The organism is Sphingomonas sp. Leaf33 (assembly GCF_001421785.1).
Classification (GTDB): Bacteria; Pseudomonadota; Alphaproteobacteria; order Sphingomonadales; family Sphingomonadaceae; genus Sphingomonas.
Map to the genome: position 1 here is coordinate 345,683 of NZ_LMLB01000001.1, position 22,008 is coordinate 367,690.

General features: G+C 66.7%; 26 protein-coding genes, 1 tRNA gene and 1 riboswitch. Of the genes, 12 read left to right on the top strand and 15 right to left on the bottom strand.

Annotation, left to right across the window (positions count from 1 at the left end; translation table 11 throughout):
- Positions 1-2: 2 nt before the first annotated feature.
- Together rimP and ASE86_RS01765 are read right to left on the bottom strand one after the other, a co-directional pair.
- Positions 3-545: a ribosome maturation protein RimP gene (gene rimP / locus ASE86_RS01760; RefSeq protein WP_056426447.1), complete on the bottom strand. Its 543-nt coding sequence runs from the start codon at positions 543-545 to the stop codon at positions 3-5.
- 124 nt (positions 546-669) lie between these two features.
- Positions 670-1,677 carry a glycosyltransferase family 2 protein gene (locus tag ASE86_RS01765; RefSeq protein ID WP_082441602.1) on the bottom strand — a complete coding sequence of 336 codons (1,008 nt, stop codon included), beginning with the start codon at positions 1,675-1,677 and terminating at the stop codon, positions 670-672.
- 137 nt (positions 1,678-1,814) lie between these two features.
- Between ASE86_RS01765 and ASE86_RS01770 the strand changes: the two genes are divergently transcribed.
- A complete protein-coding gene (locus ASE86_RS01770) occupies positions 1,815-2,963 on the top strand; it encodes a PQQ-dependent sugar dehydrogenase (protein ID WP_056421791.1) in 1,149 nt (382 codons plus the stop codon).
- A gap of 316 nt (positions 2,964-3,279) precedes the next feature.
- Here the strand turns inward: ASE86_RS01770 and ASE86_RS01775 are convergent, their stop codons facing one another.
- Together ASE86_RS01775 and ASE86_RS01780 are read right to left on the bottom strand one after the other, a co-directional pair.
- A complete protein-coding gene (locus tag ASE86_RS01775; RefSeq protein WP_056421792.1) occupies positions 3,280-3,951 on the bottom strand; it encodes an RlmE family RNA methyltransferase in 672 nt (223 codons plus the stop codon).
- A gap of 10 nt (positions 3,952-3,961) precedes the next feature.
- Positions 3,962-4,978: a Ppx/GppA phosphatase family protein gene (locus ASE86_RS01780; RefSeq protein WP_235523956.1), complete on the bottom strand. Its 1,017-nt coding sequence runs from the start codon at positions 4,976-4,978 to the stop codon at positions 3,962-3,964.
- A 158-nt stretch (positions 4,979-5,136) separates the two neighbouring features.
- On the opposite strand from ASE86_RS01780, the gene ASE86_RS01785 reads away from it, so the two are divergent.
- The 6 genes from ASE86_RS01785 (at position 5,137) to ASE86_RS01810 (ending at position 7,515) form a co-directional block, all read left to right on the top strand.
- Positions 5,137-5,210 (top strand) — tRNA-Gln (locus tag ASE86_RS01785).
- A gap of 151 nt (positions 5,211-5,361) precedes the next feature.
- Entirely contained in the window at positions 5,362-5,874 is a 513-nt protein-coding gene (locus ASE86_RS01790) for a helix-turn-helix domain-containing protein (RefSeq protein WP_056421793.1), read from the top strand.
- 62 nt (positions 5,875-5,936) lie between these two features.
- The gene (locus ASE86_RS01795; RefSeq protein WP_056421794.1) at positions 5,937-6,284 is read left to right on the top strand and encodes a hypothetical protein; all 348 of its coding nucleotides are present in this window, start codon (positions 5,937-5,939) and stop codon (positions 6,282-6,284) included.
- 45 nt (positions 6,285-6,329) lie between these two features.
- On the top strand, positions 6,330-6,782 hold the full coding sequence (locus tag ASE86_RS01800) for a hypothetical protein (RefSeq protein ID WP_056421795.1): 453 nt from the start codon (positions 6,330-6,332) through the stop codon (positions 6,780-6,782).
- A gap of 1 nt (position 6,783) precedes the next feature.
- Complete coding sequence (locus ASE86_RS01805; RefSeq protein WP_056421796.1) at positions 6,784-7,248, top strand: MarR family transcriptional regulator; 465 nt, start codon at positions 6,784-6,786, stop codon at positions 7,246-7,248.
- A 27-nt stretch (positions 7,249-7,275) separates the two neighbouring features.
- A complete protein-coding gene (locus tag ASE86_RS01810; protein WP_056421797.1) occupies positions 7,276-7,515 on the top strand; it encodes a DUF3253 domain-containing protein in 240 nt (79 codons plus the stop codon).
- Between the two features lie 37 nt (positions 7,516-7,552).
- Here ASE86_RS01810 and ASE86_RS01815 read toward each other — a convergent pair whose 3' ends face one another.
- Complete coding sequence (locus ASE86_RS01815) at positions 7,553-8,371, bottom strand: hypothetical protein (RefSeq protein WP_056421798.1); 819 nt, start codon at positions 8,369-8,371, stop codon at positions 7,553-7,555.
- 111 nt (positions 8,372-8,482) lie between these two features.
- Between ASE86_RS01815 and ASE86_RS01820 the strand changes: the two genes are divergently transcribed.
- On the top strand, positions 8,483-8,722 hold the full coding sequence (locus tag ASE86_RS01820; RefSeq protein WP_156346996.1) for a hypothetical protein: 240 nt from the start codon (positions 8,483-8,485) through the stop codon (positions 8,720-8,722).
- 2 nt (positions 8,723-8,724) lie between these two features.
- Here the strand turns inward: ASE86_RS01820 and ASE86_RS01825 are convergent, their stop codons facing one another.
- From ASE86_RS01825 to ASE86_RS01855, 9 genes are all read right to left on the bottom strand, one after another.
- Positions 8,725-9,129, bottom strand: coding sequence for a VOC family protein (locus ASE86_RS01825; protein WP_056421800.1), 405 nt, complete (start codon positions 9,127-9,129; stop codon positions 8,725-8,727).
- 15 nt (positions 9,130-9,144) lie between these two features.
- Complete coding sequence (locus ASE86_RS15855) at positions 9,145-9,954, bottom strand: hypothetical protein (protein ID WP_156346997.1); 810 nt, start codon at positions 9,952-9,954, stop codon at positions 9,145-9,147.
- A complete protein-coding gene (locus tag ASE86_RS15860) occupies positions 9,926-10,525 on the bottom strand; it encodes a hypothetical protein (protein WP_156346998.1) in 600 nt (199 codons plus the stop codon). The genes ASE86_RS15855 and ASE86_RS15860 overlap by 29 nt, the downstream gene beginning before the upstream one ends.
- A gap of 336 nt (positions 10,526-10,861) precedes the next feature.
- Positions 10,862-11,116, bottom strand: coding sequence for a hypothetical protein (locus tag ASE86_RS01830; RefSeq protein ID WP_056421801.1), 255 nt, complete (start codon positions 11,114-11,116; stop codon positions 10,862-10,864).
- Between the two features lie 173 nt (positions 11,117-11,289).
- Positions 11,290-13,185, bottom strand: coding sequence for a phosphomethylpyrimidine synthase ThiC (thiC, locus tag ASE86_RS01835; RefSeq protein ID WP_056421802.1), 1,896 nt, complete (start codon positions 13,183-13,185; stop codon positions 11,290-11,292).
- A 50-nt stretch (positions 13,186-13,235) separates the two neighbouring features.
- Positions 13,236-13,326: riboswitch (TPP riboswitch) on the bottom strand.
- 194 nt (positions 13,327-13,520) lie between these two features.
- The gene (locus ASE86_RS01840) at positions 13,521-14,384 is read right to left on the bottom strand and encodes a MipA/OmpV family protein (protein WP_056421803.1); all 864 of its coding nucleotides are present in this window, start codon (positions 14,382-14,384) and stop codon (positions 13,521-13,523) included.
- 65 nt (positions 14,385-14,449) lie between these two features.
- Positions 14,450-14,887, bottom strand: a complete 438-nt coding sequence (locus tag ASE86_RS01845) for a DUF2141 domain-containing protein (protein WP_235523957.1) — start codon at positions 14,885-14,887, stop codon at positions 14,450-14,452.
- Complete coding sequence (locus ASE86_RS01850; protein WP_056421804.1) at positions 14,805-15,590, bottom strand: sterol desaturase family protein; 786 nt, start codon at positions 15,588-15,590, stop codon at positions 14,805-14,807. The genes ASE86_RS01845 and ASE86_RS01850 overlap by 83 nt, the downstream gene beginning before the upstream one ends.
- A 47-nt stretch (positions 15,591-15,637) precedes the next feature.
- Complete coding sequence (locus tag ASE86_RS01855) at positions 15,638-16,051, bottom strand: DUF3597 family protein (RefSeq protein ID WP_056421805.1); 414 nt, start codon at positions 16,049-16,051, stop codon at positions 15,638-15,640.
- 149 nt (positions 16,052-16,200) lie between these two features.
- Between ASE86_RS01855 and ASE86_RS01860 the strand changes: the two genes are divergently transcribed.
- Positions 16,201-16,779, top strand: coding sequence for a DUF4142 domain-containing protein (locus ASE86_RS01860; RefSeq protein WP_056421806.1), 579 nt, complete (start codon positions 16,201-16,203; stop codon positions 16,777-16,779).
- A gap of 38 nt (positions 16,780-16,817) precedes the next feature.
- Here ASE86_RS01860 and ASE86_RS01865 read toward each other — a convergent pair whose 3' ends face one another.
- Positions 16,818-17,963, bottom strand: coding sequence for an aspartyl protease family protein (locus tag ASE86_RS01865; protein WP_056421807.1), 1,146 nt, complete (start codon positions 17,961-17,963; stop codon positions 16,818-16,820).
- Positions 17,964-18,163: 200 nt separating this feature from the next.
- Here ASE86_RS01865 and paoA point away from each other — a divergent pair, with 200 nt between their 5' ends.
- From paoA to paoC, 3 genes are read left to right on the top strand one after another with little or no spacing between them, the layout of a single operon-like run.
- Positions 18,164-18,808 (top strand): aldehyde dehydrogenase iron-sulfur subunit PaoA, encoded by a 645-nt coding sequence (gene paoA / locus ASE86_RS01870; RefSeq protein ID WP_056426459.1) that lies wholly within the window; start codon positions 18,164-18,166, stop codon positions 18,806-18,808.
- The gene (locus tag ASE86_RS01875) at positions 18,805-19,752 is read left to right on the top strand and encodes an FAD binding domain-containing protein (protein ID WP_056421808.1); all 948 of its coding nucleotides are present in this window, start codon (positions 18,805-18,807) and stop codon (positions 19,750-19,752) included. The genes paoA and ASE86_RS01875 overlap by 4 nt, the downstream gene beginning before the upstream one ends.
- Positions 19,749-21,947, top strand: a complete 2,199-nt coding sequence (gene paoC / locus ASE86_RS01880) for an aldehyde oxidoreductase molybdenum-binding subunit PaoC (RefSeq protein WP_056421809.1) — start codon at positions 19,749-19,751, stop codon at positions 21,945-21,947. The genes ASE86_RS01875 and paoC overlap by 4 nt, the downstream gene beginning before the upstream one ends.
- The last annotated feature ends 61 nt before the right edge of the window (positions 21,948-22,008 follow it).

A 22,008-nucleotide genomic window follows, 5' to 3' on the forward strand; every position in this document is an offset into this window, starting at 1 on the left:
GCTTATTCCTCAGTTTCGATGATCTTGTCGGCGCCCTGCGTCGACAATGGTGCGGTTGCGGCGATCAGCTTGTCAGTGATGACGAGCTTCGCGTCGGAAATCTGGTCGAAACGGACGGTCATCGGCTGATGTCCGCGCACGTCGACGGTGACGGTTTCGCCATCGATGCCGGCCAGCGTACCGTTCAGCTGTTTGCGGCCGTCGACCTTCTCGGTCAGCGTCACGCGCGCTTCATGGCCCGCCCAGTCGGCAAAGTCGTTGAGGCGCGTCAGCGGGCGGTCGATGCCGGGCGACGATACTTCCAGGCGATAGGCGTAGTCGATCGGGTCCTTGCCCGCCTCCTCCAGCGCGTCGAACACGTCGGAGATGCGGCGCGACAGGTCGGCGCAATCGTCGATCGTCAGCTGGCGCGTGTCGGGCCGCTCGGCCATCACCTGTAGCGTCGGATCGGACTGGCCGCCGAACATCTTCACGCGCACGAGGTCCAGCCCGAGCGCCTTCGCTTCGGGTTCGATGAGCGCGGTCAGGTGCGCGATGTCGGCCAACAGGGTCTTCTCCAAACGAACATGCAGCCTCGCTGCCGGCCCCGGTGGGACCAGCCTCGGCATGTATCACGATGTCGAGAAGGCAAGCGCGATATAGAGCGAAGCGCCCGGCCGCGCAAGGCGGCTAGTCGTCGAATCCCAGTCGGTCGCGCACGACGTAGAGCGGGCGGCCCTTCGCCTCGATCAGGATGCGGCCGACATATTCGCCGAGGACGCCCAACGACAGCAGCTGGACGCCGCCCAGGAAGGTGACCGCGACGAACAGCGACGGGTAGCCCGCGACCGCATTGCCGAACAGCATCGTCTGGACGGCGATGACCGCGGCATAGGCGAGGGCCGCCAGCGCGACGACGCCGCCGACATAGCTCCAGACCCGGAGCGGCATGGTCGAGGACGATGTGATGCCGTCGAGGGCCAGCGTCCACAGCCGCCAGTAGTTGAACTTCGTGACCCCGTGCGTACGCTCGGCGCGGTCGTATTCGACGCTCGCCTGGCGGAAGCCGCCCCAGGCGAACAAGCCCTTCATGAAGCGGTTGCGCTCGGGCATCGCGCGGATGACATCGACGACGCGCGCATCGAGCAGGCGGAAGTCGCCGGCGTGGGCCGGGATCTTGTCGCGCGACAGGCGATTGTGCGCGCGGTAGAACAGGTCGGCGGTCCCGCGCTTCAGCCAATGATCGCGCGCGCGCGATCGGCGGATGCCCAGCACGACCTCGTTGCCCGCGCGCCAGGCGTCGAGCATCGCGTCGAGCACCTCTGGCGGGTCTTGCAGATCGACATCGATCGGCACGACCGCCGCCCCGCGGACATGATCGAGTCCCGCCGAGAGGGCTGCTTCCTTGCCGAAATTGCGCGACAGCGTGAGACAGCGGATCGCGGGATGGCGATGGCGCGCGGCCAGGATCGCGGGCAGCGTCGCATCGGTGCTGCCGTCGTCGACGAACAGGATTTCCCAGCCTTCGCCCGGCGTCAGCGCGTCGAGGATCGGCACGACGCGCGCGACGAACGGCGCGATCGCCGCTTCCTCGTCCTTCACCGGCACGATCAGCGACAGGAGCGGGCGCGACGTCGGCCAGACCGCCGCGGGCTGCGCGGCGGCGAATGCCTGACGGTCGGGTTCGATATACGACATGCGCGCCTGGTTACCTCTTCGTCCTGAGGCGTAGGGCGGTTGTGGTTAACGAAATGCCAACGCGCGCGCTGCCGGACGGGGCGCAACCGGACCGCGGGTGAGGCGTTGCCAAACGGCATCATCACAGGAACCCGTCCATGCGCCTCACCGCCCTTCTGCTCGCCACCACGCTGATCGCCTGTACCGAAGCCGCCCCCGGCAATGCCCAGGATGCCGCACCGGCGCCTGCCACATCGCAGGCGGGGCTGCCGTTCCAGGTGACGGAGGTCGCCGACCTGACCGCGCCGTGGGCGATGACGTTCCTGCCAGACGGGCGGATGCTGGTGACCGAAAAGGCGGGCCAGATGCTGCTGCTGTCGGCCGATGGTAAGCAGTCGCGCACGGTCGCGACGATCCCGGTCGATACGGCGGGCCAGGGCGGACTGATGGATGTCGTCGCGGCGCCCGGCTTCGCCCAGAACCGCCAGGTCTATTTCAGCTATTCGACGGCCGGTGCGGGCGGGAAGGGCGTCGTGCTGGCGCGGGGCGTGCTGTCGGGAGCCGCGGGTGCCGAGCAGATGACCGGCATCACCGAACTGTTCCGCGCGACACCGTTCGTGGAGGGCAATGGCCATTATTCGGGCCGGATCGCGTTCGCGCCGGACGGCAAGCACCTGTTCTTCACCAACGGCGAGCGGCAGAAGTTCACGCCGGCGCAGGACCCCAAGGCGACGCTGGGCAAGGTGCTGCGCCTGACCCTGGACGGCAAGCCCGCGGGTGACCCGGCGCTGACTGCCAAGGGCTTCCACCCCGCGGTCTGGTCCTACGGCCACCGCAATCTTCTGGGCATCGCCTTCGATCGTGCGGGCAACCTGTGGGAGCAGGAGATGGGGCCGGAGGGCGGTGACGAGGTCAACCTGATCCTGCCGGCGCGCAACTATGGCTATCCAAAGGTGTCGAACGGCCGCAACTACGGCTCGGCGACCGACGACATCCCCGATCACGCGCCGGGCGACGGGTTCGAGGCGCCGAAGGTGTGGTGGAACCCGGTCATCTCGCCGGGCGGGCTGCTGCTCTACACCGGCCGCATGTTCCCCGAGTGGCAGGGCGACCTGTTCATCGGCGGGCTGTCGTCAAAGGCTCTGATCCGCGTCGATGTGAACGGCACGAGCGCGACGAAGGGCGACCAGTGGCCGATGGGGACGCGCATTCGCGATGTCGACCAGGGGCCGGACGGCGCGATCTGGCTGCTGGAGGACGGCGGACGCGGGTCGAACGGGAAGGTTCTGAAGCTGACGAAGCGGTGATGGGTCGGTTCGTGAATATCATAGAATATTAAGGTAGCGTCTGTGCTCCCGCGCAGGCGGGTGCCCAGAGCTTCCAGCAAAATCGGCCTGCCACACTGGGCTCCCGCCTCCGCGGGAGCACGAGGGTCTACTAAATCCGGTCGTGCTGAGCTTGTCGAAGCACCGTTCTTCCTGGCACCCGGTGCGGGGCGTCGAGGACGAGATAGGGAACGCGGGGCGCCGTCGCGGCGAAGCCGCGTCGTCGGTCGGGGCGTTGCCCCGCCGGCCGGGGTCGGGCCGCGACGCGGATTAGCTTGGCTAATCCGCTGCCCTCCCTCTATTCCGCTGCCCTCCCCTTGAACCCCTGCGCTACGACATACCATTCGCTCGACCCCTTCCGGCTGGCCGGGGGCTTGGCGTGCTTCACGTTGGTGAAATTGCGCTTCAGCTCCGCCACCAGCGCCGAATCGGCACCGCCCGCGAAGACCTTGCCGACGAAGGCCCCGCCCTTTTCCAGCACGTCGACCGCGAAGGCGACCGCGGTTTCGACCAGCGCCATCGTGCGCAGCGCATCGGTCTGCGGATGGCCGACGGTGTTCGCCGCCATGTCGGAGATCACCAGGTCCGGCGCGCCGCCCAGCGCCTCGATCAGCACGTCGGGCGCGCGGTCGTCCATGAAGTCCATCTGGAAGATGGTGACGCCGTCGATCGGATCGACGGGCAGCAGGTCGATCCCGACCACCGCGGCCTTCGGGACTTTCTTGCGCACCACCTGCGCCCAGCCACCAGGCGCGATGCCCAGATCGACGACGCGCCGCGCGCCGCGCAGGATGGTGAAGCGTTCGTCGAGCTCGATGAGCTTGTAGGCCGCGCGGCTGCGATACCCTTCCGCCTTCGCCCGCTTGACGTAGGGGTCGTTCAGCTGCCGCTCTAGCCAGCGCGTCGACTGGGGCGTGCGTCCGCGGGAGGTCTTGACGCGGGTGTGCAGGCCACCGCCGTCCCGGCTCATGCCCCGGCCCTCACTGGCGCGATCCCATCAGACGGCGCAGAATCCCTTCGCGGATGCCGCGGTCGGCGATGCCGAGCTGTTCGGCGGGCCAGATGTCCAGAATTTCCTCCAATATCGCACAGCCCGCGACGACCAGGTCGGCGCGTTCGGGGCCGATGCAGGGTACCTTGGCACGCCCCGCGACATCCAGCCCGGCGATCCGCCGGCTGACGTCGCGCATGGCGCCGGTGGGCATGATGAGTCCGTCGACTGCCGAGCGATCGTAGCTGTCGAGCCCCAGGTGGACGCTCGCCAGCGTCGTGACGGTCCCCGACGTACCGAGCAGCCGCCGTCGCCCGACGTCACGCGGCAAGCGCGCGGCGAACGGGGCGAAGCTGGCGCGGACCAGCGCGCGCATCGCCTGGTATCCGTCGTTGCCCGCACTTTCGGTCAGCGACACCACGCCCCAGGGCGCGCTGTGCCAGTCGAGCACCTTGGGCACTTGGCTATAGGTATCGACCAGCACCAGCTCGGTCGATCCACCGCCGATGTCGAACACCAGCGCCGCCCCTTCGCCCGGTTCGATCAACGCGTGGCAACCGAGCACGGCCAGCCGCGCCTCCTCTTCCGCCGAGATGATGTCGAGCATGATGCCCGTCTCGCGGTAGGCGCGCTGGATGAAATCGGGGCCGTTCGTCGCGCGGCGGCAGGCCTCGGTCGCGACGGAGCGGGCGAGCGCCACGTCGCGGCGCTTCAGCTTGTCGGCGCAGACGCGCAATGCCGCGATGGTGCGCTCGATCGCTTCGTCGCTGAGGCGGCCGGTCGCAGCGAGCCCTTCGCCCAGCCGGACGATCCGGCTGAACGCATCGACGACCGCAAAGCCCGATCCTTGCGGTCGCGCGATCAGCAGGCGGCAGTTGTTGGTGCCAAGATCGAGCGCGGCATAATGGCGCGCCTGCGGCCAGCGACCATGCGCTGGCGATCGTGGGGCCGGACGGGGCGCGTGGGCACGCGGTCCGTACGGCCCTCGGGCGGATATGTCCCCCACGGCCGTAACTTTCTTCTTATCGTTCTCGTCCGTCGCGACCGCGAGCCGGTCGTTCGGTGCTTGGACACGACGGTAACGGTTCATCGCACAAACGACAAGGCGTGTCCGGATAACCGGTTGACAGCGCCCGCAACCGCGGACTAGAGGCCCGCCACCATTGCCCGATCCTCTAATGGTAAGAGAGCGGACTCTGACTCCGTCAATCAAGGTTCGAGTCCTTGTCGGGCATCCATTTTCCTAGCTGACGCCGCCGCCGCGGCCCGCACCGGGCCTGCCGAGCCGCATCGCAGTTTGCGGACAATCCACGTAAAATTTGCATCCGAAGCGGTGGTAGGCCCCACTTTGGTTGAGATTGCGTCGCGGTTGTGCGCAAGGTGCACACGATGTCCGCCGATGACGCCCAACGACTGACCGACCGGCAACGCGATTGCCTGCGCCTGGTGGGGCAGGGGTTGTCGTCGAAGGAGATCGCCGTCGCGCTCGGCATCTCGCATCATACCGTCGACCTCCATCTGAAGCGGGCGATCCGCGCCATGGGCACGGTCAGCCGGCGGGATGCCGCGCGTCGGCTGGAGGCGATCGACAGCGCGTTCGTACCCGATCCCCCCGCCGTCACGACGCCCTCCCCTGCGGCGGTACCCGCAGAGCATACCCAGCCATTGGATACCCAGCCGCGCGGGATTGCCGGACCCCCGGGTATTGCAGCCATATCGGTCCCAGCCGGACACGACCTCCGCCTCCGTTGGCGGGTGCCGTTCCTCCGGCAAGGGAGGCAGTACAATGATCTGGAGCCTGTCGCCCGCCTTGTGTGGATCGTGGCCCTGGCGGTCGCGATGTTGCTTGCGGCGGCGAACTTCCTGACGGGCCTGAGCGTCCTTCACGACCTGATCACCTGACCTTTCCGACAACGCCAACCCGTTGACGCGGCCGCACCCGGCGAGCCGCGAAGGAGACCCGTATGCCTTCTTCAAAGACGATCGCCGCCGTCCGCATCGCCCGCTCGCTGCAGCCCGCCGAGCTTGCCGCCAACCAGGCCGCGATCAAGGTGCTGGCAATGGGCACCGCCGTGCTCACCGCGCGGGCCGACGGCACCTTCCACCCGCTCGAGGCGCAGCGCGCGGTCGATTACATCGGCGATGCGACGGCCAAGGTCTTTGCCGCGATGAAGGACATCAAGAGCGCGCACGGTGAACTGCGCGCCGCGGCCATCCGCCACGACGTGCTGGGCCAGGGCGACCTGTACGACACGCCCAAGGACGGCGACACGCCGAACGGCGCGCTGCCGCAGCTCGCCGCCGCGGCCTGACGCCGGCATTGACAGTCGTGAACGATAAAGGTTCGAACGTGGACGATGCACGTACAAGTCTATCTGGCCCTGCTCGTGTGTTGCTCGCTGTATGCGGCGGTGCGCGGCGGGCTGCCGGAGCGGATCGGGGTCGCCATCCTGCTTGCAGCGGTGCTGGCCTCGGCATTGATGCCGCTGGTGCGGTTCACCGGGTTCCAGGCGGTCGAGGTCGGCATTCTGGCCATCGACTTCGCGATGCTGGTCGGCATCGTCATCCTGTCGCTCTTCGCCCAGCGGTACTGGCCGATGTGGATGGCGGCGGTGTTGCTCAACACCGTCGTCACCCATCTGCTGAAGCTCACCCCGACGCTGTGGCCCACGTCCTATTTCCTCGCCTATGCGGCCTGGAGCTACCCCAACCCGATCATCCTGGCGGTCGCGGCCTGGCGGCACCGGGCGCGGGTGAAGCGCTATGGCGAGGATCCGCCGTGGAGCCGCGGCCTGCCCGCGGGAGCCTGACATGAACGCGCCGTCGCACCCGAAGGCGGCGGCGGCGCAGGAGGCGCTCGGCACGCTCGGCGAGATCGAGGAGATGCTCGCGTCCGCACGCCAGCGGCTGCTGCGGTCGAGCTGTGCGCGCCACCCGGACCTGGCCGGCAAGATCTATCGCCTGCGCCGCGCCCGCGACCAGTTGTTCGGCGACCAGGCCGACGTTTTCGGCGAGCCCGCCTGGGACATGCTGCTCGACCTGTACCAGGCGGAGCGCGAGGGGCGGGTGCTGGCGGTGTCCAGCGTCTGCATCGGCGCCAATGCCGCGACCTCGACCGCGCTGCGGCGGATGCGCGAGCTGGAGGACCGCGGGCTGATCGAGCGTCGCCGCGACCCGCAGGACGGCCGCCGATCCTTCGTCCGGGCGAGCGACCGCGCGATCCTGCTGATCGATGCGTGGCTCGACAAGGTGTCGGAGACGGTCGAAGCCGCGTAAGAGGGGCGGCGTGACCCCGACCGACCCATGTCTCCGACCGACGCCGTCCTGACCCTGCTCGCGACCCGCGCGCCCGCTGCCACGCTCTGTCCGAGCGAAGCCGCCCGCGCGCTGGCCGCGGCCGGCGGGCACGTCGACTGGCGCGCCGAGATGCTTGGCGTCCACGCCGCCGTCGACGCACTGGTCGCCGACGGATCGGTCGCGCTCAGCTGGAAGGGCGTGGACATGGCCACCCGCGCCGGACCGTACCGCATCCGCCGCGCGTGACGCCCCCCGGGGGGTGAAAGGTCACACTCGGGTCACACTATCGCGGTCGCCGCCGCCGGGCGGAATTGCTGGCCGGATCGAGATGATAGTACAGGTCGGCGCGCTCCGCGTCGGTCAGCGTCTCGCCCGCATCCTGCCGGGCCATCGCGGCGGCGCCCCGCGCATCGCGCTCTGCCAGCATCACTGCGCGGTCGCTCCTGACCGCACGCTGTTCGTTCAGGAAATGCGGCAGGACGCCGTCGGCGACCTCGGCCAAGTCGAGCGCGGCCGACAGATCGTCGGGCGTCATCAGCTGGTCCGGGGGCGCGGGCAGCGCCGGCTCCATCGCGCGCAGGCTGTCCTCGACCGCAGGTGCGGGCGGCAGCGCACCGGCGCCGCGCGGGCCATAGCGATCGGGCTTCAGGTGGCTGAGCAGATATTTGAGCAGCCGGTTGTCGTATACCAGCCGCGCGGCGACGACCTCGCCGTGGCCGTCGTAGACATCCTGCTCGACCCCTTCGATCGCGCGTTCGAACGCAATGTCCTCGATCAGGCCGCCGGCATGGTGACGCGCTGCGTCCCAGGCGCGTGCGAACGCCGCGCCATGCGCCGATCGCCGCAGCCGGTACGCGGTTTCCCGCGACATCCCGACAGCCTTGGCCGCGGCCCCGACGAGGCCGGTGTCGGCCAGCACCTCGATAAAGCGCCGCTGCTTCTCCTCGGTCCACCCATCGAGCCGCGGGCGGCGGCGGACCGGGACCCAGCGATAGTCGGCCGGATCATAGTCGGTGTCAGGGGCGACCTCGTCGAGCGCGGTGTCGGACAGGTCGGCGGTGGCAAGCGCGGTGGCCGCGGCGGGAGAGGATGAGTCGATCATCCGACAGTGTGGAGCAAATTAATTCCAACTTTGCACCAACTGTTGGATTTGGCGCGCTGCAGCGCCGGGCTGCGCGGTGACGCGAGCCGGCGTTTCAGCTATGCGGACGCGATGAGCCGCAGCCGTCGCCATGCCCCGTTCGTCGGCCACACGACCGCGCCGAGCGACAAGCCCCGGAAGCAGCAGGACGCCCGCCGCGTCCGGCGATCGGTGCACCAGATCCTGGCGCAGACCGGCGATGGCGATGCCGTGCCGGTCAGCCGCTATGCCAAGGGATCGGCGGCGTGGGACGGGCTGAAGGACGGCAAGCAGCGGATCGCCGATCCCGTTTCGAAGTGCTTGCGCAAATAGCGTCAGCGCCTGTCGGTATACTGGATGAGGTCCCACAGATTGCCGTACAGGTCGGCAAACACCGCAACCTGGCCATAGGGCTGGTCGGCGGGCGGGCGCACCCACGTCACGCCGGCGGCGGTGAAGCCCGCATGGTCGCGGTCAAAATCGTCGGTGGCGAGAAAGAAGGCGACGCGCCCGCCGGTCTGGTCGCCGATGCGACAGGTCTGCTCGGGCGTCGTGGCGCGGGCAAGGAGGATGGTGGTCGCGTGGGGTACGGCGCCCGGCGGGCGGATGGTGACCCAACGCTTGTCCTGCTCGGGCTGGTAACTGTCCTCGACAAGGTCGAAGCCGAGCTTGCCGACGTAGAAGGCGAGGGCTTCGTCATAGTCGCGGACGACGAGGGTGATGTGGGCGAGGTGTGGCATCCCACACCTGTAAGCTCACATGGGCTCCTTCCAATGAGAACGCGCATAACGAAATCTGGGCTTCTCGAATTTGGGTCGGTATACTCTTTCGTACTCGTCCGATCCAATCGTGGCGTCAGCCCGTAGCATATCAGCAACTTGCCCAAGCGTCGGACTCGTCACCAAATCCAGAGTAATATTTCGGAGAAGTGCTACCGACCTTGCGCGTTTAGGCAGCATACTCGCTACCTTCTGCATCAATGGAACCAGTTTAAAGGAACCTGACATCCCAATTATATTTGCGGATACCCTAAATGGGTCCTCTCCCTTCTTTCCATATTTTCGGAAGAGCGACTCTGTAGCGTATTGAAAGTCTCGGAATAGGGTTGCTGCCGCTGCTCTAGCTTTGGCGAAGTCCTCTTCGGCTTGTAAATTTTCTATGTCTCTCATTCTTGCCCTTAGTGCGATCGCCTCAGGAGAGCCACTGATTTCGAGCACGTGTGCGCGTGCTTTTCGGGGCGAGCCAGCAACCATCGTAGCCCATGCCGAGATCAAGGGCGTACGAAGTTTGAATGCCCCGCCACCCAGCAGTTCATTCGACTGGTCGACAAGCTCGGATGCCGTAGCCCGAAAGTAAGAGAGCACCGCTTCACGCTGATCCGGACGGATCGCCCCAAGATCATTCGCATAGTAGCGAGCGATAAAGTCATTTCTAATGGGATGACAAATAGACACAGCTTCGAGGTGTTCTGAAACTACGGCGTAAAATACGGACCTTAAGGCGAGCCAATTCAATCCCGCCGAAAACGCATGAAGATCACGTCCAACTTTTTCGGCTTCCATCATGGCCTTTGCCCATCACGTCTCGAACCGGCTTCCCGTCTGATCCGATTAGCTCCTTATTCCATATTGGCTTTTGACCAGCGCTCTTCGTCTCGGTCAGTTGGTCAAAAATAGCCGACATAAGCGGTGAATATTTCTCAAAACTAGACCCAGTTTCATTGGCAAGAAGTCGAATACGCAAATAATAGTCGCTCGACTGCATGTGCCAAGCCGGGCAAACATGAAGATCAAGGTCTTTAAGAAATTCTCCGATAGGATCACTTCCGAGATCACCGCCATGTATCTTCAAATAAGTTTTTGACGTAAGTTCTCGGGCCTGTAATAGCAGATTATCGTAGGAATCTTTCTCAAAAGTTACGATACCCAACTCCGGAAAATGTTGAGCACGCGATTGCGAGAACTCTGGCTTATAATCATTGATCCGAACGGGCTGATCGTAAAAGATAAGCCCTGCAAGATACCCCTCGAACGCTGACAAGTCTCCGGACAGGTCATAATTTTTGTCGACTGGAATGTGACCCAGCACACGCTCCACGGCCGTCAAGGTCGAGTTATCGATAACGACGTTTGTCATTGTCTTGCTTTAGCAGATAAGACCGTTTTACTCCACAACGCGACGGTAGCTGCAAACCTGTTTAATCCCGCTCCCTATCACCCGCACCGATATACAACTCGCGGCCGGTCGCTTTGTAGAGCGCGCTCATCTTTTCCATGCCCTTCAGCGCTGCCGCCTTGCTGGCCTCGGCGGTTTCCTGTGCGCTCGGGCCGGCGGCGAGGAAGCCTTTAGCAGCGCTTTTTTTCTCGGTGGCGCTTCGCCGACTTCCGCGGTGATCTTCGGCGTAGCTGCGGAGTTATCATAGTCCAGCGACAAGCCACCGCCGTCACCCCAAGGCAACGGCGGTCGGTCCCGCTATTCCGGAATGACGCAGGCGATCGTCGTGTCGTTGCAGGCGTATTCGCCGTTGCAGTCGTTCGTGTCGAACCACAGCCCGACATAATAGTCCCACTGCGAACTGGTGCGGTCGCCGCCGGTCTTGCGGTCGGCGTAATAATAGCCTTCGCGCATACAGTATGTCGGTCGCGCCTGGACCGAGGTCGTCAGGACCGCGGCCAAGCCGGCGGCGGTGATCGTCGATAGGATGGCGCGCTTCGTAATCGCTCGCATGGTCACTCTCCTGTGGACTGCCGGCATTCTGCGTCCGGCAGCCGCAGGCTAGTCGTGACGCGGCGACGTCACAAGTGATTGAACCAGAACGGATATTTTTGATCGGCGCGCGTGGACGGCGCGGGCGGACGCGGCGATGCTCTATAGCGACCGGCGCGTCCGCTTAGGCGCGATCAGTCGTGTTCGCGCCCGCCCGCGCCGATGTACAGTTCGCGCCCGGTCGCGTTGTAGAGCGCGCTCATCTCTTCCATGCCCTTGAGGGCCGCTGCCTTGCTGGCCTCGGCGGTTTCCTGGGCGCTCGGACCGGCGGCGAGGAAGCCTTCGGCGCCCTGGTTTTGCTTGGCGGCGAATTCGCGGACTTCGGCGGTGATCTTCATCGAGCAGAATTTCGGCCCGCACATCGAGCAGAAGTGCGCGGTCTTGGCGCCTTCCGCGGGGAGCGTCTGGTCGTGGTATTGCTCGGCTGTCTCGGGATCGAGACTGAGGTTGAACTGGTCGCGCCAGCGGAATTCGAAGCGGGCGCGGCTCAGCGCGTCGTCGCGCATCTTGGCCGCCGGGTGGCCCTTGGCCAGGTCGGCGGCGTGGGCGGCGAGCTTGTAGGTCACCACGCCGACCTTCACGTCGTCACGGTCGGGCAGGCCCAGATGCTCCTTGGGCGTGACGTAACAGAGCATCGCGGTGCCGTACCACCCGATCATCGCGGCACCGATGCCGCTGGTGATGTGGTCGTAGCCGGGTGCGATGTCGGTGGTCAGCGGCCCGAGAGTGTAGAAGGGCGCCTCGCCGCAAACCTGCAGCTGCTTGTCCATGTTCTCCTTGATCTTGTGCATCGGCACGTGGCCGGGGCCCTCGATCATCACCTGGACGTCCTGCGCCCAGGCGCGGTGGGTGAGCTCGCCCAATGTGTAGAGCTCGGCGAACTGCGCTTCGTCGTTGGCGTCGGCGATGCTGCCGGGGCGCAGGCCGTCACCCAGCGAATAGGCGATGTCGTACGCCTTCATGATCTCGGTGATCTCGTCGAAGCGTTCGTAGAGGAACGATTCCTTGTGATGCGCCAGGCACCATTTCGCCATGATGCTGCCGCCGCGGCTGACGATGCCGGTGACGCGCTTGGCGGTCAGCGGGACGTAGGGCAGGCGGACGCCGGCGTGAATCGTGAAGTAATCGACGCCCTGTTCGGCCTGTTCGATCAGCGTGTCGCGGAAGATCTCCCACGTCAGTTCCTCGGCGATGCCGCCGACCTTTTCCAGCGCCTGATAGATGGGGACGGTGCCGATCGGCACGGGGCTGTTGCGGATGATCCATTCGCGCGTGTCGTGGATGTTGCGCCCCGTCGACAGGTCCATGACCGTGTCGGCGCCCCAGCGGATCGACCAGACGAGCTTGTCGACCTCCGTCGCGACGTTGCTGGCGACCGCGCTGTTGCCGATGTTGGCGTTGATCTTGACCAGGAAGTTGCGGCCGATCGCCATCGGTTCGGTTTCGGGGTGGTTGATGTTGTTGGGGATGATCGCGCGGCCGCGGGCGACTTCGTCGCGGACGAACTCGGGGGTGACATAGTCGGGAATGGCGGCGCCGAAGCTCTCGCCGTCGCGGACGTATTCACGCAGCATCTCGCGGCCGAGATTCTCGCGGGTGGCGACATATTCCATCTCGGGCGTGATGATGCCGCGGCGGGCGTAATGCATCTGGCTGACGTTGGCGCCGGGCTTGGCTCGGAGGGGGCGGCGGACGACGTTGGGGAATTGCGGCACGCCGCCCGAGCGATCGGGGCCGAGCTGGCCGTTGTCCTCGGGGCGGACTTCGCGCGCGTCGTAGCTCTCGACATCGCCGCGAGCCAGGATCCAGTCGCGGCGCAGTTGCGGCAGGCCGGTCATGATGTCGATGCGGGCGTTGGGATCGGAATAGGGCCCCGACGTGTCGTAGACGTTGAGCGGGGGTTCGCCGGACGACGGCTCCAGGTCGATCGCGCGCATCGCGACGTTGAGGGGACCGACGTGGATCTTGCGGCTGCCGCGGATCGGGCCGGTGGTCACCTTCAGTTCGGTGCGGGCGGGGATATCGGCCATGGGTCGTTCGCTCCTAGTTTGGAGGGAACGGGGCTTATGGGGCGACCGCTTCCCTCCCTACGCCGGTGTCAGCCGGATCAGGTTCAGCGGGTCGAAGGCTCCTGCCCTCCTCTCAAGCGCGGGTCGGCGCTCCCCCGGGGATGGCGGCGGTTGTAGGGCGTTGTGGGGGGGAGGTCTACTGAATCCGGTGGTGGCGCGCCTGCCCTCCATCCGTTCGTGCTGAGCTTGTCGAAGCACCGCTCTTTTACACGCGAGCAAGACCCTTGCGGCACGAAGAACGGTGCTTCGACAGGCTCAGCACGAACGGAAATAAGGAAGTGCGCGCCTTCAAGCGGTTAGAAAGTATACGCGACCCCAAGCGCCGCCAGCCACTGGTTGCGGCTCCCAGCGATCCGCGTCACGGGGGATTCGCCGAAGTCGTTCAGCATCCGGCGATAGTTGATGCCGCCGACCGCCTTGAAGCCCTTCAGCAGGTCGCCGGTGATCGCGTAGGTGCCGAGCGCGCCCAGGCTGTAGTTCTTCCACCCGCCGCGCGCGGTGTAGGTCGGCAGGCCGCTCGCCAGCCGCTGGGTCGGGCTGATCGAGTAATAATAGGTGGCATAGCCCGCTTCCGCGCGCTCGGCGCTGGCGAACAGGCCTACCGCGGCCTTCAGGCTGAGCGGGGTCAGGTAGTTGATCGTCGGTTGCAGGATGCCCGCCTTGTGCGCGCCCGCCACGTCCTTGCGGTAGCTGAGAGAGACGCTCAACTTGTCGTACGGGCTGGTGACGACGCCGGTCTTGCCGATGCCGACATAGCCGCCGAGCTCGATCGCGGTGTCGAGTTCGCCGAGCGCCCGGATACGCGGGTCGTCGATGCTTTTCAGCGAATTGCGGTTGAAGTTGACGACGCCGATCGGTCCGGCCTGCACGTCCCAGACAGGACCCGGGCGGTTCGGGATCAGGTCGACCGACAGGCGGTTGCCCGCGAGCAGAAAGGCAAAGCCCTTGTACTGGCCGATCGCGCCGGGCGCGGGGACGAAGCGGTAATCGTCCGAACCTTCGTAATCGGGCAGATACGCCAGCCCGCCGCCGACGGTGATCGAATCGCCGCCCGTCTCGATGGTCGCGGGATCGGGGGCTGGCGACGCATCCTGTGCCAGCGCGGGTGCGGACAGGGTCAGGCCGGCAGCGGCGGCGACGAGTGGGAGCAGGAACTTCACGGGCGGCAGTCTTTCGATTTTGTTGCAGCCGCGAAACGGGGAAGCTGCCGCCGGGTTCCTTTGTATCAGAGCAGGTAGCGCATTCGGATGTCCTGCTGTGTCCCCGCTGCATCAAGCGCGAAGCGCGCCGCGCCGAACTTGGGCGGGCCGAAGCCGATCGCCGGGTTGCGCGAGAAGCCGAACCCTTCGCGCGGGATGCCCATCATCGTGTCGAGCTTTGCGTTCGCATTCTCGTCGTGGATGACCGCTGCGGCATAGGTCCCGACCGGCAGCGCGTCGAAGCGGATGTCGGTCGTCGTCGCGGGCACCGTGCGGCGCACCGCGCGGGCGTCATCGACGCAATTAGGGAAGTTGACCGGGTCCGACGTCAGGCACAGCAGGACAACGCCCTTGGTCGATCGCAGCTTCTCGATGTCGATATCAAGCCGCGCGACGGGGCTCGCCCCCCCCAGCAGCGTCCACGCCGCCGCTGCGAGCGCGAGCCGGACGGAAACCGCCCACACCCTGGTCCGTGCCACAGAGTCGGTCCCAGAAACGGAAATAGAGTCCATAGTTACACCTGTACGCGTCGTGGTGCCGCTGATGATGGCTAGCGGTGATCAGCCACGCCCCCACACGCCCCCCCCACAGGAACCGCGGGAACATCTCCCAACCCATATGATTGGTCACCCCCATAACCGTCATCACGGTCAGGACCAATCCCAGCATCGCGACATGGATGGGAATGACGAAGACCAGTAGCGGAATTACCACAGCCAGCGTCACCGCCTCGAACGGGTGGAACGCCATCGCCGCCCAGGCGGTCGGCGGACGGCTGGCGTGGTGGACGGCATGGACCCGCTTGAACACCGCCGGGCGATGCATCCAGCGGTGCGTCCAGTAGAACCAGGTGTCCTGCACGATCAGGTAGAGCAGCACCGACACCGGCAGCCACCACAGGGGATAGGCGTGCCAGTCGTCGTAGATCCGCGTCCACCCGCGGTTCTGCCACCCCCAGGCGACGATGCCCGCCGGCGCGCCGTAGACGACGGCGGAGGCAAGGCTCCAGCCGATCTCCCGCCGGATCTGCGCATCGAGCCCGCGGTAGTGCCCCGGATGCTTCACCCGCGTCACCAGCGCAAAGCCGCCGCTGGCGATCAGATAGCGGACGGCGACGATGACCGACATCGCGAGCGCGGAGAGGATAATGGCGAGGGCGGCGGTCATCGCCGCCCTCCCTAACGGTTTGAGCGGTTGAGGGAAATGCCCGCGTGTCAGTCGCGCAGGCTGTCCGGCACGATCCCGCCATTTTCGGCGAGCTTCGCCATGACCGCCTTGTGGAGCGCGATATTCTGTTCGGCTGTGCCGTCGTCGCCGGCGTGGACGCCCAGTTCCTGCGCCAGTTCCTTGCGCGCCGACAGGCTCGAATCGAGGTCGAGCAGTTTCAGCAGGTCGACGATCGAGCTGCGGTAATTGCCGCCGCCGCCCTTCATCTCCGCCATTTCGGTGAGGACCGCGCCGACGTCGACCTGGGCGGTCGGCGCAGGCGCCGGTGCCTGGGGAGCTGCCGGAGCGGGGGCGGGGGCCGGTGTTGCGGCCGGCGCGGTCGCCTGTGGTGTCGGGGCGGGGGCCGCGGCGGCTGGCTTGTGACCGAAGATCTTGTCCCGAATGCTGCTGAAGATACCCACGCCCGTGTCTCCTGACGATGATTGATCCCGAACAGCGCGAAACGGAGCGGGCGGGCAAAAGGTCCGGGTGGGCCGTGGCACAAAAGGCCGTGCTGATCGGTTTATGCGCCGGACCGCCACGCGAGACGCGCGGCGCATGGGAGACAGCGATGACCCGGCATATCCTGACTACCGCGGCGGCCGTCGCCGCACTTGCACTGGGCGGCTGCGGCCGTAGCGACGAGACGGCCGCGACCAATGCGGCCGTCACCGATACGACGATCGCGAACACGACCGCGGATGTCAGCGTCGCACCGGCGAAGAGCGCGGGCCAGGCGTTTGCCGATACCGTCGCGACAAGCGACGCGTTCGAGATCGAAAGCTCGCGCCTGGCGCAACAGAATGCGGCCTCGACGGGGATCAAGACCTATGCCGGCAAGATGATCGCCGCGCATGAGGAATCGACCGCGCAGCTGAAGACGGCCGCCGCTGCGGCGTCGCCGGCGATCACACCGGTCGCGACGATGACCGCGGACCAGCAGGCGAAGCTGGCGGCGATGCGGACGGCGACGGGGGCCGACTTCGACCGCCTGTATGTCGAGGCGCAGAAGGCGGCGCACACCGACGCGCTGGCGGCACTGCGCGCCTATGCCGCATCGGGCGACGTGGCGAGCCTGAAGGCCTTTGCGACCGATCTGTCGCCGAAGGTCGCGGCGCACCTGAACATGGCGAACGCCCTGAAGGTCTAGGTGCCGGGCAGCGGCGATGGCGTCGGGCAGCGGCGCCCTTACAGATAGGGCGTCAGTTTCAGCGTCACGTCGCGGCCCTTGCCGCCGCTGACGATGCGCAGCGCCATATCGCTGCCGGCGGCCTGGCCGTTGCGGCGGAGCAGTTCTTCCCAGAGGATGCTGCTCACCCGGTCGCCGACCTCGATCCCGGCCGCCGCCGCCGGGCTGCCCGTGCCGACGTCGCCGACGACGATGTCGTCGCCTTCGCGGTCGAACCACAGGCCGGAGAAGCTGTAGCGTTCGGCAGGCGCCGGTCGGGTGTTGGCCGCGATCCACAGCGTGCCGGGCTTGATCTGCGTCGTCAGGTGCAGCCGTTCGAGGATGCCGAGGCCGATGAAGCCGTCGCCGTCGTGGCCGGGCGTGCCGGGGGCCGATACCGCGACCAGCGGGCGCGGAAAGGTGACATCGCCGATCACCAGCGGACCGCCGCGCACGATCCGCCGCTTGACCCGCGCACGGCCGATCCCGCTGCCCTGCGCCGGGGCATAGGGACGGTCGGCCGACCACAGCCCGCTGCGCAGTGCCGCGCGCCCTTCGACCACGACCTGTCCGGGGGCGCCGGTGTCCAGCAGGAATTCGCCCGACATGCCGCCCAGGACCGCGTCGGCCAGGATGCGGACGCCGTACATGCGGTCGCTGATGAAGCGCGACGGGATGCGGTTCAGCCCGGTGAAGTCGCCGCGGCCATCGGGATAGGCGCGCCATTCACCCTTCACGAAATCGAGATCGCTGTCGTAGCTGGTGAACAGTCCGGCCGACAGCGCCCCAGCGGCATCGCGGCCCAGCCGGGCGTCGGTCCCGGCGAACAGCATGTTCGGCACGCGCAGGCCGCTGGCGAAGGTCAGTTTCCCGCCGCCGTAATAGGGAAACCGACTGACCCCGCCGACGCCCAGCAGGTCGGACTGGCCGATCACCTTCATCGCCAGCCGCTTGGCCAGCGCATCGTCGATCAGGCTGACGTTGGCGCCGGTATCGATCACGAAATAGCGCGGCTTGGGATCGCTGCCGATCTGCGCCGCGATCCAGACCCGCGAATCCTCGACCGCGATGGAATTGACCAGCTTGCGGCGTGTCTGCGCCGTCACCGCGGCCGGCAGGAGCGGTGCGGCGAGAGCAGCGCCGAGCAACGTGCGGCGATCGAGCATGATGGTCCTCGCGTCGAAACGGTCTGCCGTGCGTAATCACAAACGGCGTGGGTCGAAAGACCGTAACCGCGACCGGTGGAACCGCGGGACGACGAACCGGTTGTCGCGAACGGCCGGGCGTTGCGATTCTTCCCCGTTGCATCATGCAACGCATCCCGGAACCGCGCGTTACCGGGATGCACCCGTGCGCCGGAGTCTACATGCTTGACCAAATTCCTTCCTTTCCCCTGTCGCGGCGTGGCCTGATGGCCGGGACCGCTGCTTCCGCCGCGCTGACCGCGGTGCCCGCTAGTGCGGAAGGTTCGTCCGCTGCCGTGTCCGAGCGGCCGGCGACGATGCCGCTGTCGATCGAGGTGAACGGCAAGCCGCGTGAGCTTCAGGTCGACACGCGTACCACGCTGCTCGACCTGCTGCGCGAGAACCTGCAGCTGACCGGCACCAAGAAGGGCTGCGACCATGGCCAGTGCGGTGCATGCACCGTGCTGGTGAACGGGGAGCGGATCAACAGCTGCCTGAGCCTGGCGGTCCAGCACGCCGGCGACAAGGTGACGACGATCGAGGGGCTGGGGACGCCGGACAAGCTCCACCCGATGCAGGCGGCCTTCATCAAGCATGACGGGTACCAGTGCGGATACTGCACGCCCGGCCAAATCTGTTCGGCGGTCGGCGTGCTCGACGAGATCAAGCGCGGTATCCCGAGCCATGTTTCGCGCGATGTCGCGGGCAAGCCCGGCGTGACCGAGATGGAAATGCGCGAGCGGATGAGCGGCAACATCTGCCGCTGCGGCGCCTATTCGAACATCGCCGAGGCCATGGCCGACGTGGCGGGGAGCAAGCGGGCATGAAGGCCTTTACCTACGAACGTGCGAAGACTCCGGCCGAGGCGGCGGCGGCTGTCGCCCGCACGCCGGGCGCGAAGTTCATCGCCGGCGGCACGAACCTGCTCGACCTGATGAAGCTGCAGATCGAGACGCCGACGCATCTGGTCGACGTGCAGGACCTGAAGCTCGACCGGATCGAGAAGGCGGGCGACGGGGTGCGCATCGGTGCACTGGTCACCAACACCGCGCTCGCCGCCGATGCCCGCATCCGCAAGGATTACGGCGTGCTGACCCGCGCGATCGTCGCGGGCGCCAGCGGCCAGCTGCGCAACAAGGCGACGACCGCGGGCAACCTGCTCCAGCGGACGCGCTGTCCCTATTTCTACGACACCAACCAGGCGTGCAACAAGCGCACGCCGGGATCGGGCTGCGCGGCGATCGGCGGCTATTCGCGCCAGCTGGGCATCATCGGCACGTCGGACCACTGCATCGCCACCTATCCCGGCGACATGGCGGTGGCGATGCGCGTGCTCGACGCCAGCGTCGAGACGGTCAAGGCCGATGGCGCGACGCGGACGATCCCGTTCGCCGATTTCCACCGGCTGTGGGGTGATACGCCGCACATCGAAACGGCGCTGGAGCCCGGCGAGCTGATCACCGCAGTGACTTTGCCCAAGCCCATCCCCGGCACGCACATCTATCGCAAGGTCCGCGACCGTGCGTCCTATGCCTATGCGCTGGTCAGCGTCGCGGCGGTGATCGGCAAGGACGGGTCGGGCCGCGCGGCGTTCGGCGGCGTGGCGCCGAGGCCCTGGCGGGTCGAGGCGGCCGAAGGTGCGATGCGGCAGGGCGCGAAGGCGGTCACCGCTCAGGTCTTCGCAGACGCCCGACCGACCAAGGACAATGAATTCAAGGTACCGTTGGCCGAGCGAACGCTGGCCGCGGTGATTGCGGAGGCGCGGGCATGAAATTCAACGAACCCGCCGGGCAGAACCCGATCGACAACGGCAAGGTCATCGGCCGCGCCACGGATCGCATCGACGGTCCGCTGAAGACCACCGGCACCGCGCCCTATGCCTATGAACGCCACGACGTGGTGGCGAACCAGGCTTACGGCTATATCCTGGGTGCCGGCATCGCCAAGGGGCGGATCACCGCGATGGACGCCGACGAGGCGCGGCGGGCGCCGGGCGTCATCAAGATCGTGCTCGCGACCGAGCACAAGCCGCTGAAGCCCGGTCCGATGAACACCGCGCGCCTGTTCGGCGGGCCGGAGATCGAGCATTACCACCAGGCGATCGGCATCGTCGTCGCCGAGACGTTCGAACAGGCGCGCGCGGCGGCCGCGCTGGTTCGCATGACCTACGACCGTACCCCGGGCAAGTACGACCTGGCCGCCGAGGCCGGAGGTGCCGACTACGTTCCCGGTGACGGGCCCGACAAGGCGCCGGTCAAGCGCGTCGGTGACTTCGCCAAGGCCTATGCCGATGCGCCGGTAAAGATCGATTCGGCCTTCACCACCGCGAACGAAAGCCATTCCATGATGGAGCCGCACGCGACGATCGCGGCGTGGGACGGCGACAAGCTGACCGTGTGGACATCGAACCAGATGATCACCTGGGCCAAGAAGGAACTGGCCAAGACGCTGGAGATCCCGGCCGACAAGGTGCGGGTCGATTCGCCGTATGTCGGCGGCGGCTTCGGCGGCAAGCTGTTCCTGCGCTCGGACGTCGTGCTGGCGGCGATCGGCGCGAAGGCGGCGGGGCGTCCGGTCAAGGTCGCGCTGACGCGGCCGATGATGGCCAACAACACGACCCACCGCCCCGCGACGATCCAGCGGCTGCGGCTGGCGGCGACGCGCGACGGCAAGCTGACCGCGATCGCGCACAACAGCACCAGCGGCAATCTGAAGGGCGGCGATCCCGAAACCGCGATCGCGCAGACCAAGCTGTTCTATGCCGCGCCCAATCGCGAGACGTTCATGAAGCTCGCGGTACTCGACCTGCCCGAAGGGAACGCGATGCGCGCGCCAGGCGAGGGTCCGGGCCTGATGGCGCTGGAAGTGGCGATGGACGAGATGGCGGAAAAGCTGGGCATGGACCCGGTCGAGTTCCGCATCGTGAACGACACCCAGGTCGATCCGGAAAAGCCCGAGCGCAAATATTCGGACCGCAACTATGTCCAGTGCCTGCGCACCGGGGCCGAGAAGTTCGGCTGGTCGCGGCGCAATGCCAAGCCGGGCCAGATGCGCGACGGCAAGTGGCTGGTCGGGATGGGCGTGGCGGGCGGCTTCCGCAACAACATGCTGATGAAATCGGCCGCGCGCGTGAAGCTCGACGGCGGGCGCGCCACGGTCGAAACCGACATGACCGACATCGGCACCGGCACCTACACGATCATCGGCCAGACCGCGGCCGAGATGCTGGGCCTGCCGCTCGACCAGGTGACGGTGAAGCTCGGCGATTCGGACTTTCCGTCGTCGGCGGGCTCGGGCGGACAATGGGGTGCGGCGAATTCGACCGCGGGCGTCTATGCCGCCTGCGTCAAGCTGCGCGAGGCTGTGGCGACCAAGCTCGGGCTCGACCCGGCGACCGCGACCTTTGCCGACGGCCGCGTCATCGCCGGCAACCGCAGCGTCGCGCTGACCGATGCCGGGAGTCTTAGCGCCGAGGACGGCATCGAGTACGGCGACATCGGCGAACGTGTCGTCCAGTCGACGTTCGCGGGCCATTTCGTCGAGGTCGGCGTCGATGCCTATACCGGCGAGATCCGCGTGCGGCGGATGCTCGCCTGCTGCGACGCGGGCCGCATCCTCAACCCCAAATCGGCGCGCAGCCAGGTGATCGGCGGCATGACGATGGCGGTCGGATCGGCGCTGATGGAGGAACTGGCGGTCGACACGCGCTTCGGCTTCTTCGTCAACCACGATCTGGCGGGCTATGAAGTGCCGGTCCACGCCGACATCCCGCACCAGGAGGTCATCTTCCTCGACACGCAGGACCCGTATTCGACGCCGATGAAGGCGAAGGGCGTGGGTGAGCTCGGCATCTGCGGCGTCGGCGCGGCGGTGGCGAACGCGGTCTATAATGCGACGGGCGTCCGGGTGCGCGAGTATCCGATCACGCTCGACAAGCTGATCGACAAGCTGCCGGCGGTGGCGTGAGGGGATTTGGGGCGCGCACCTCAATTCCGTCATCCCCGCGCAGGCGGGAATCAATTCTGGC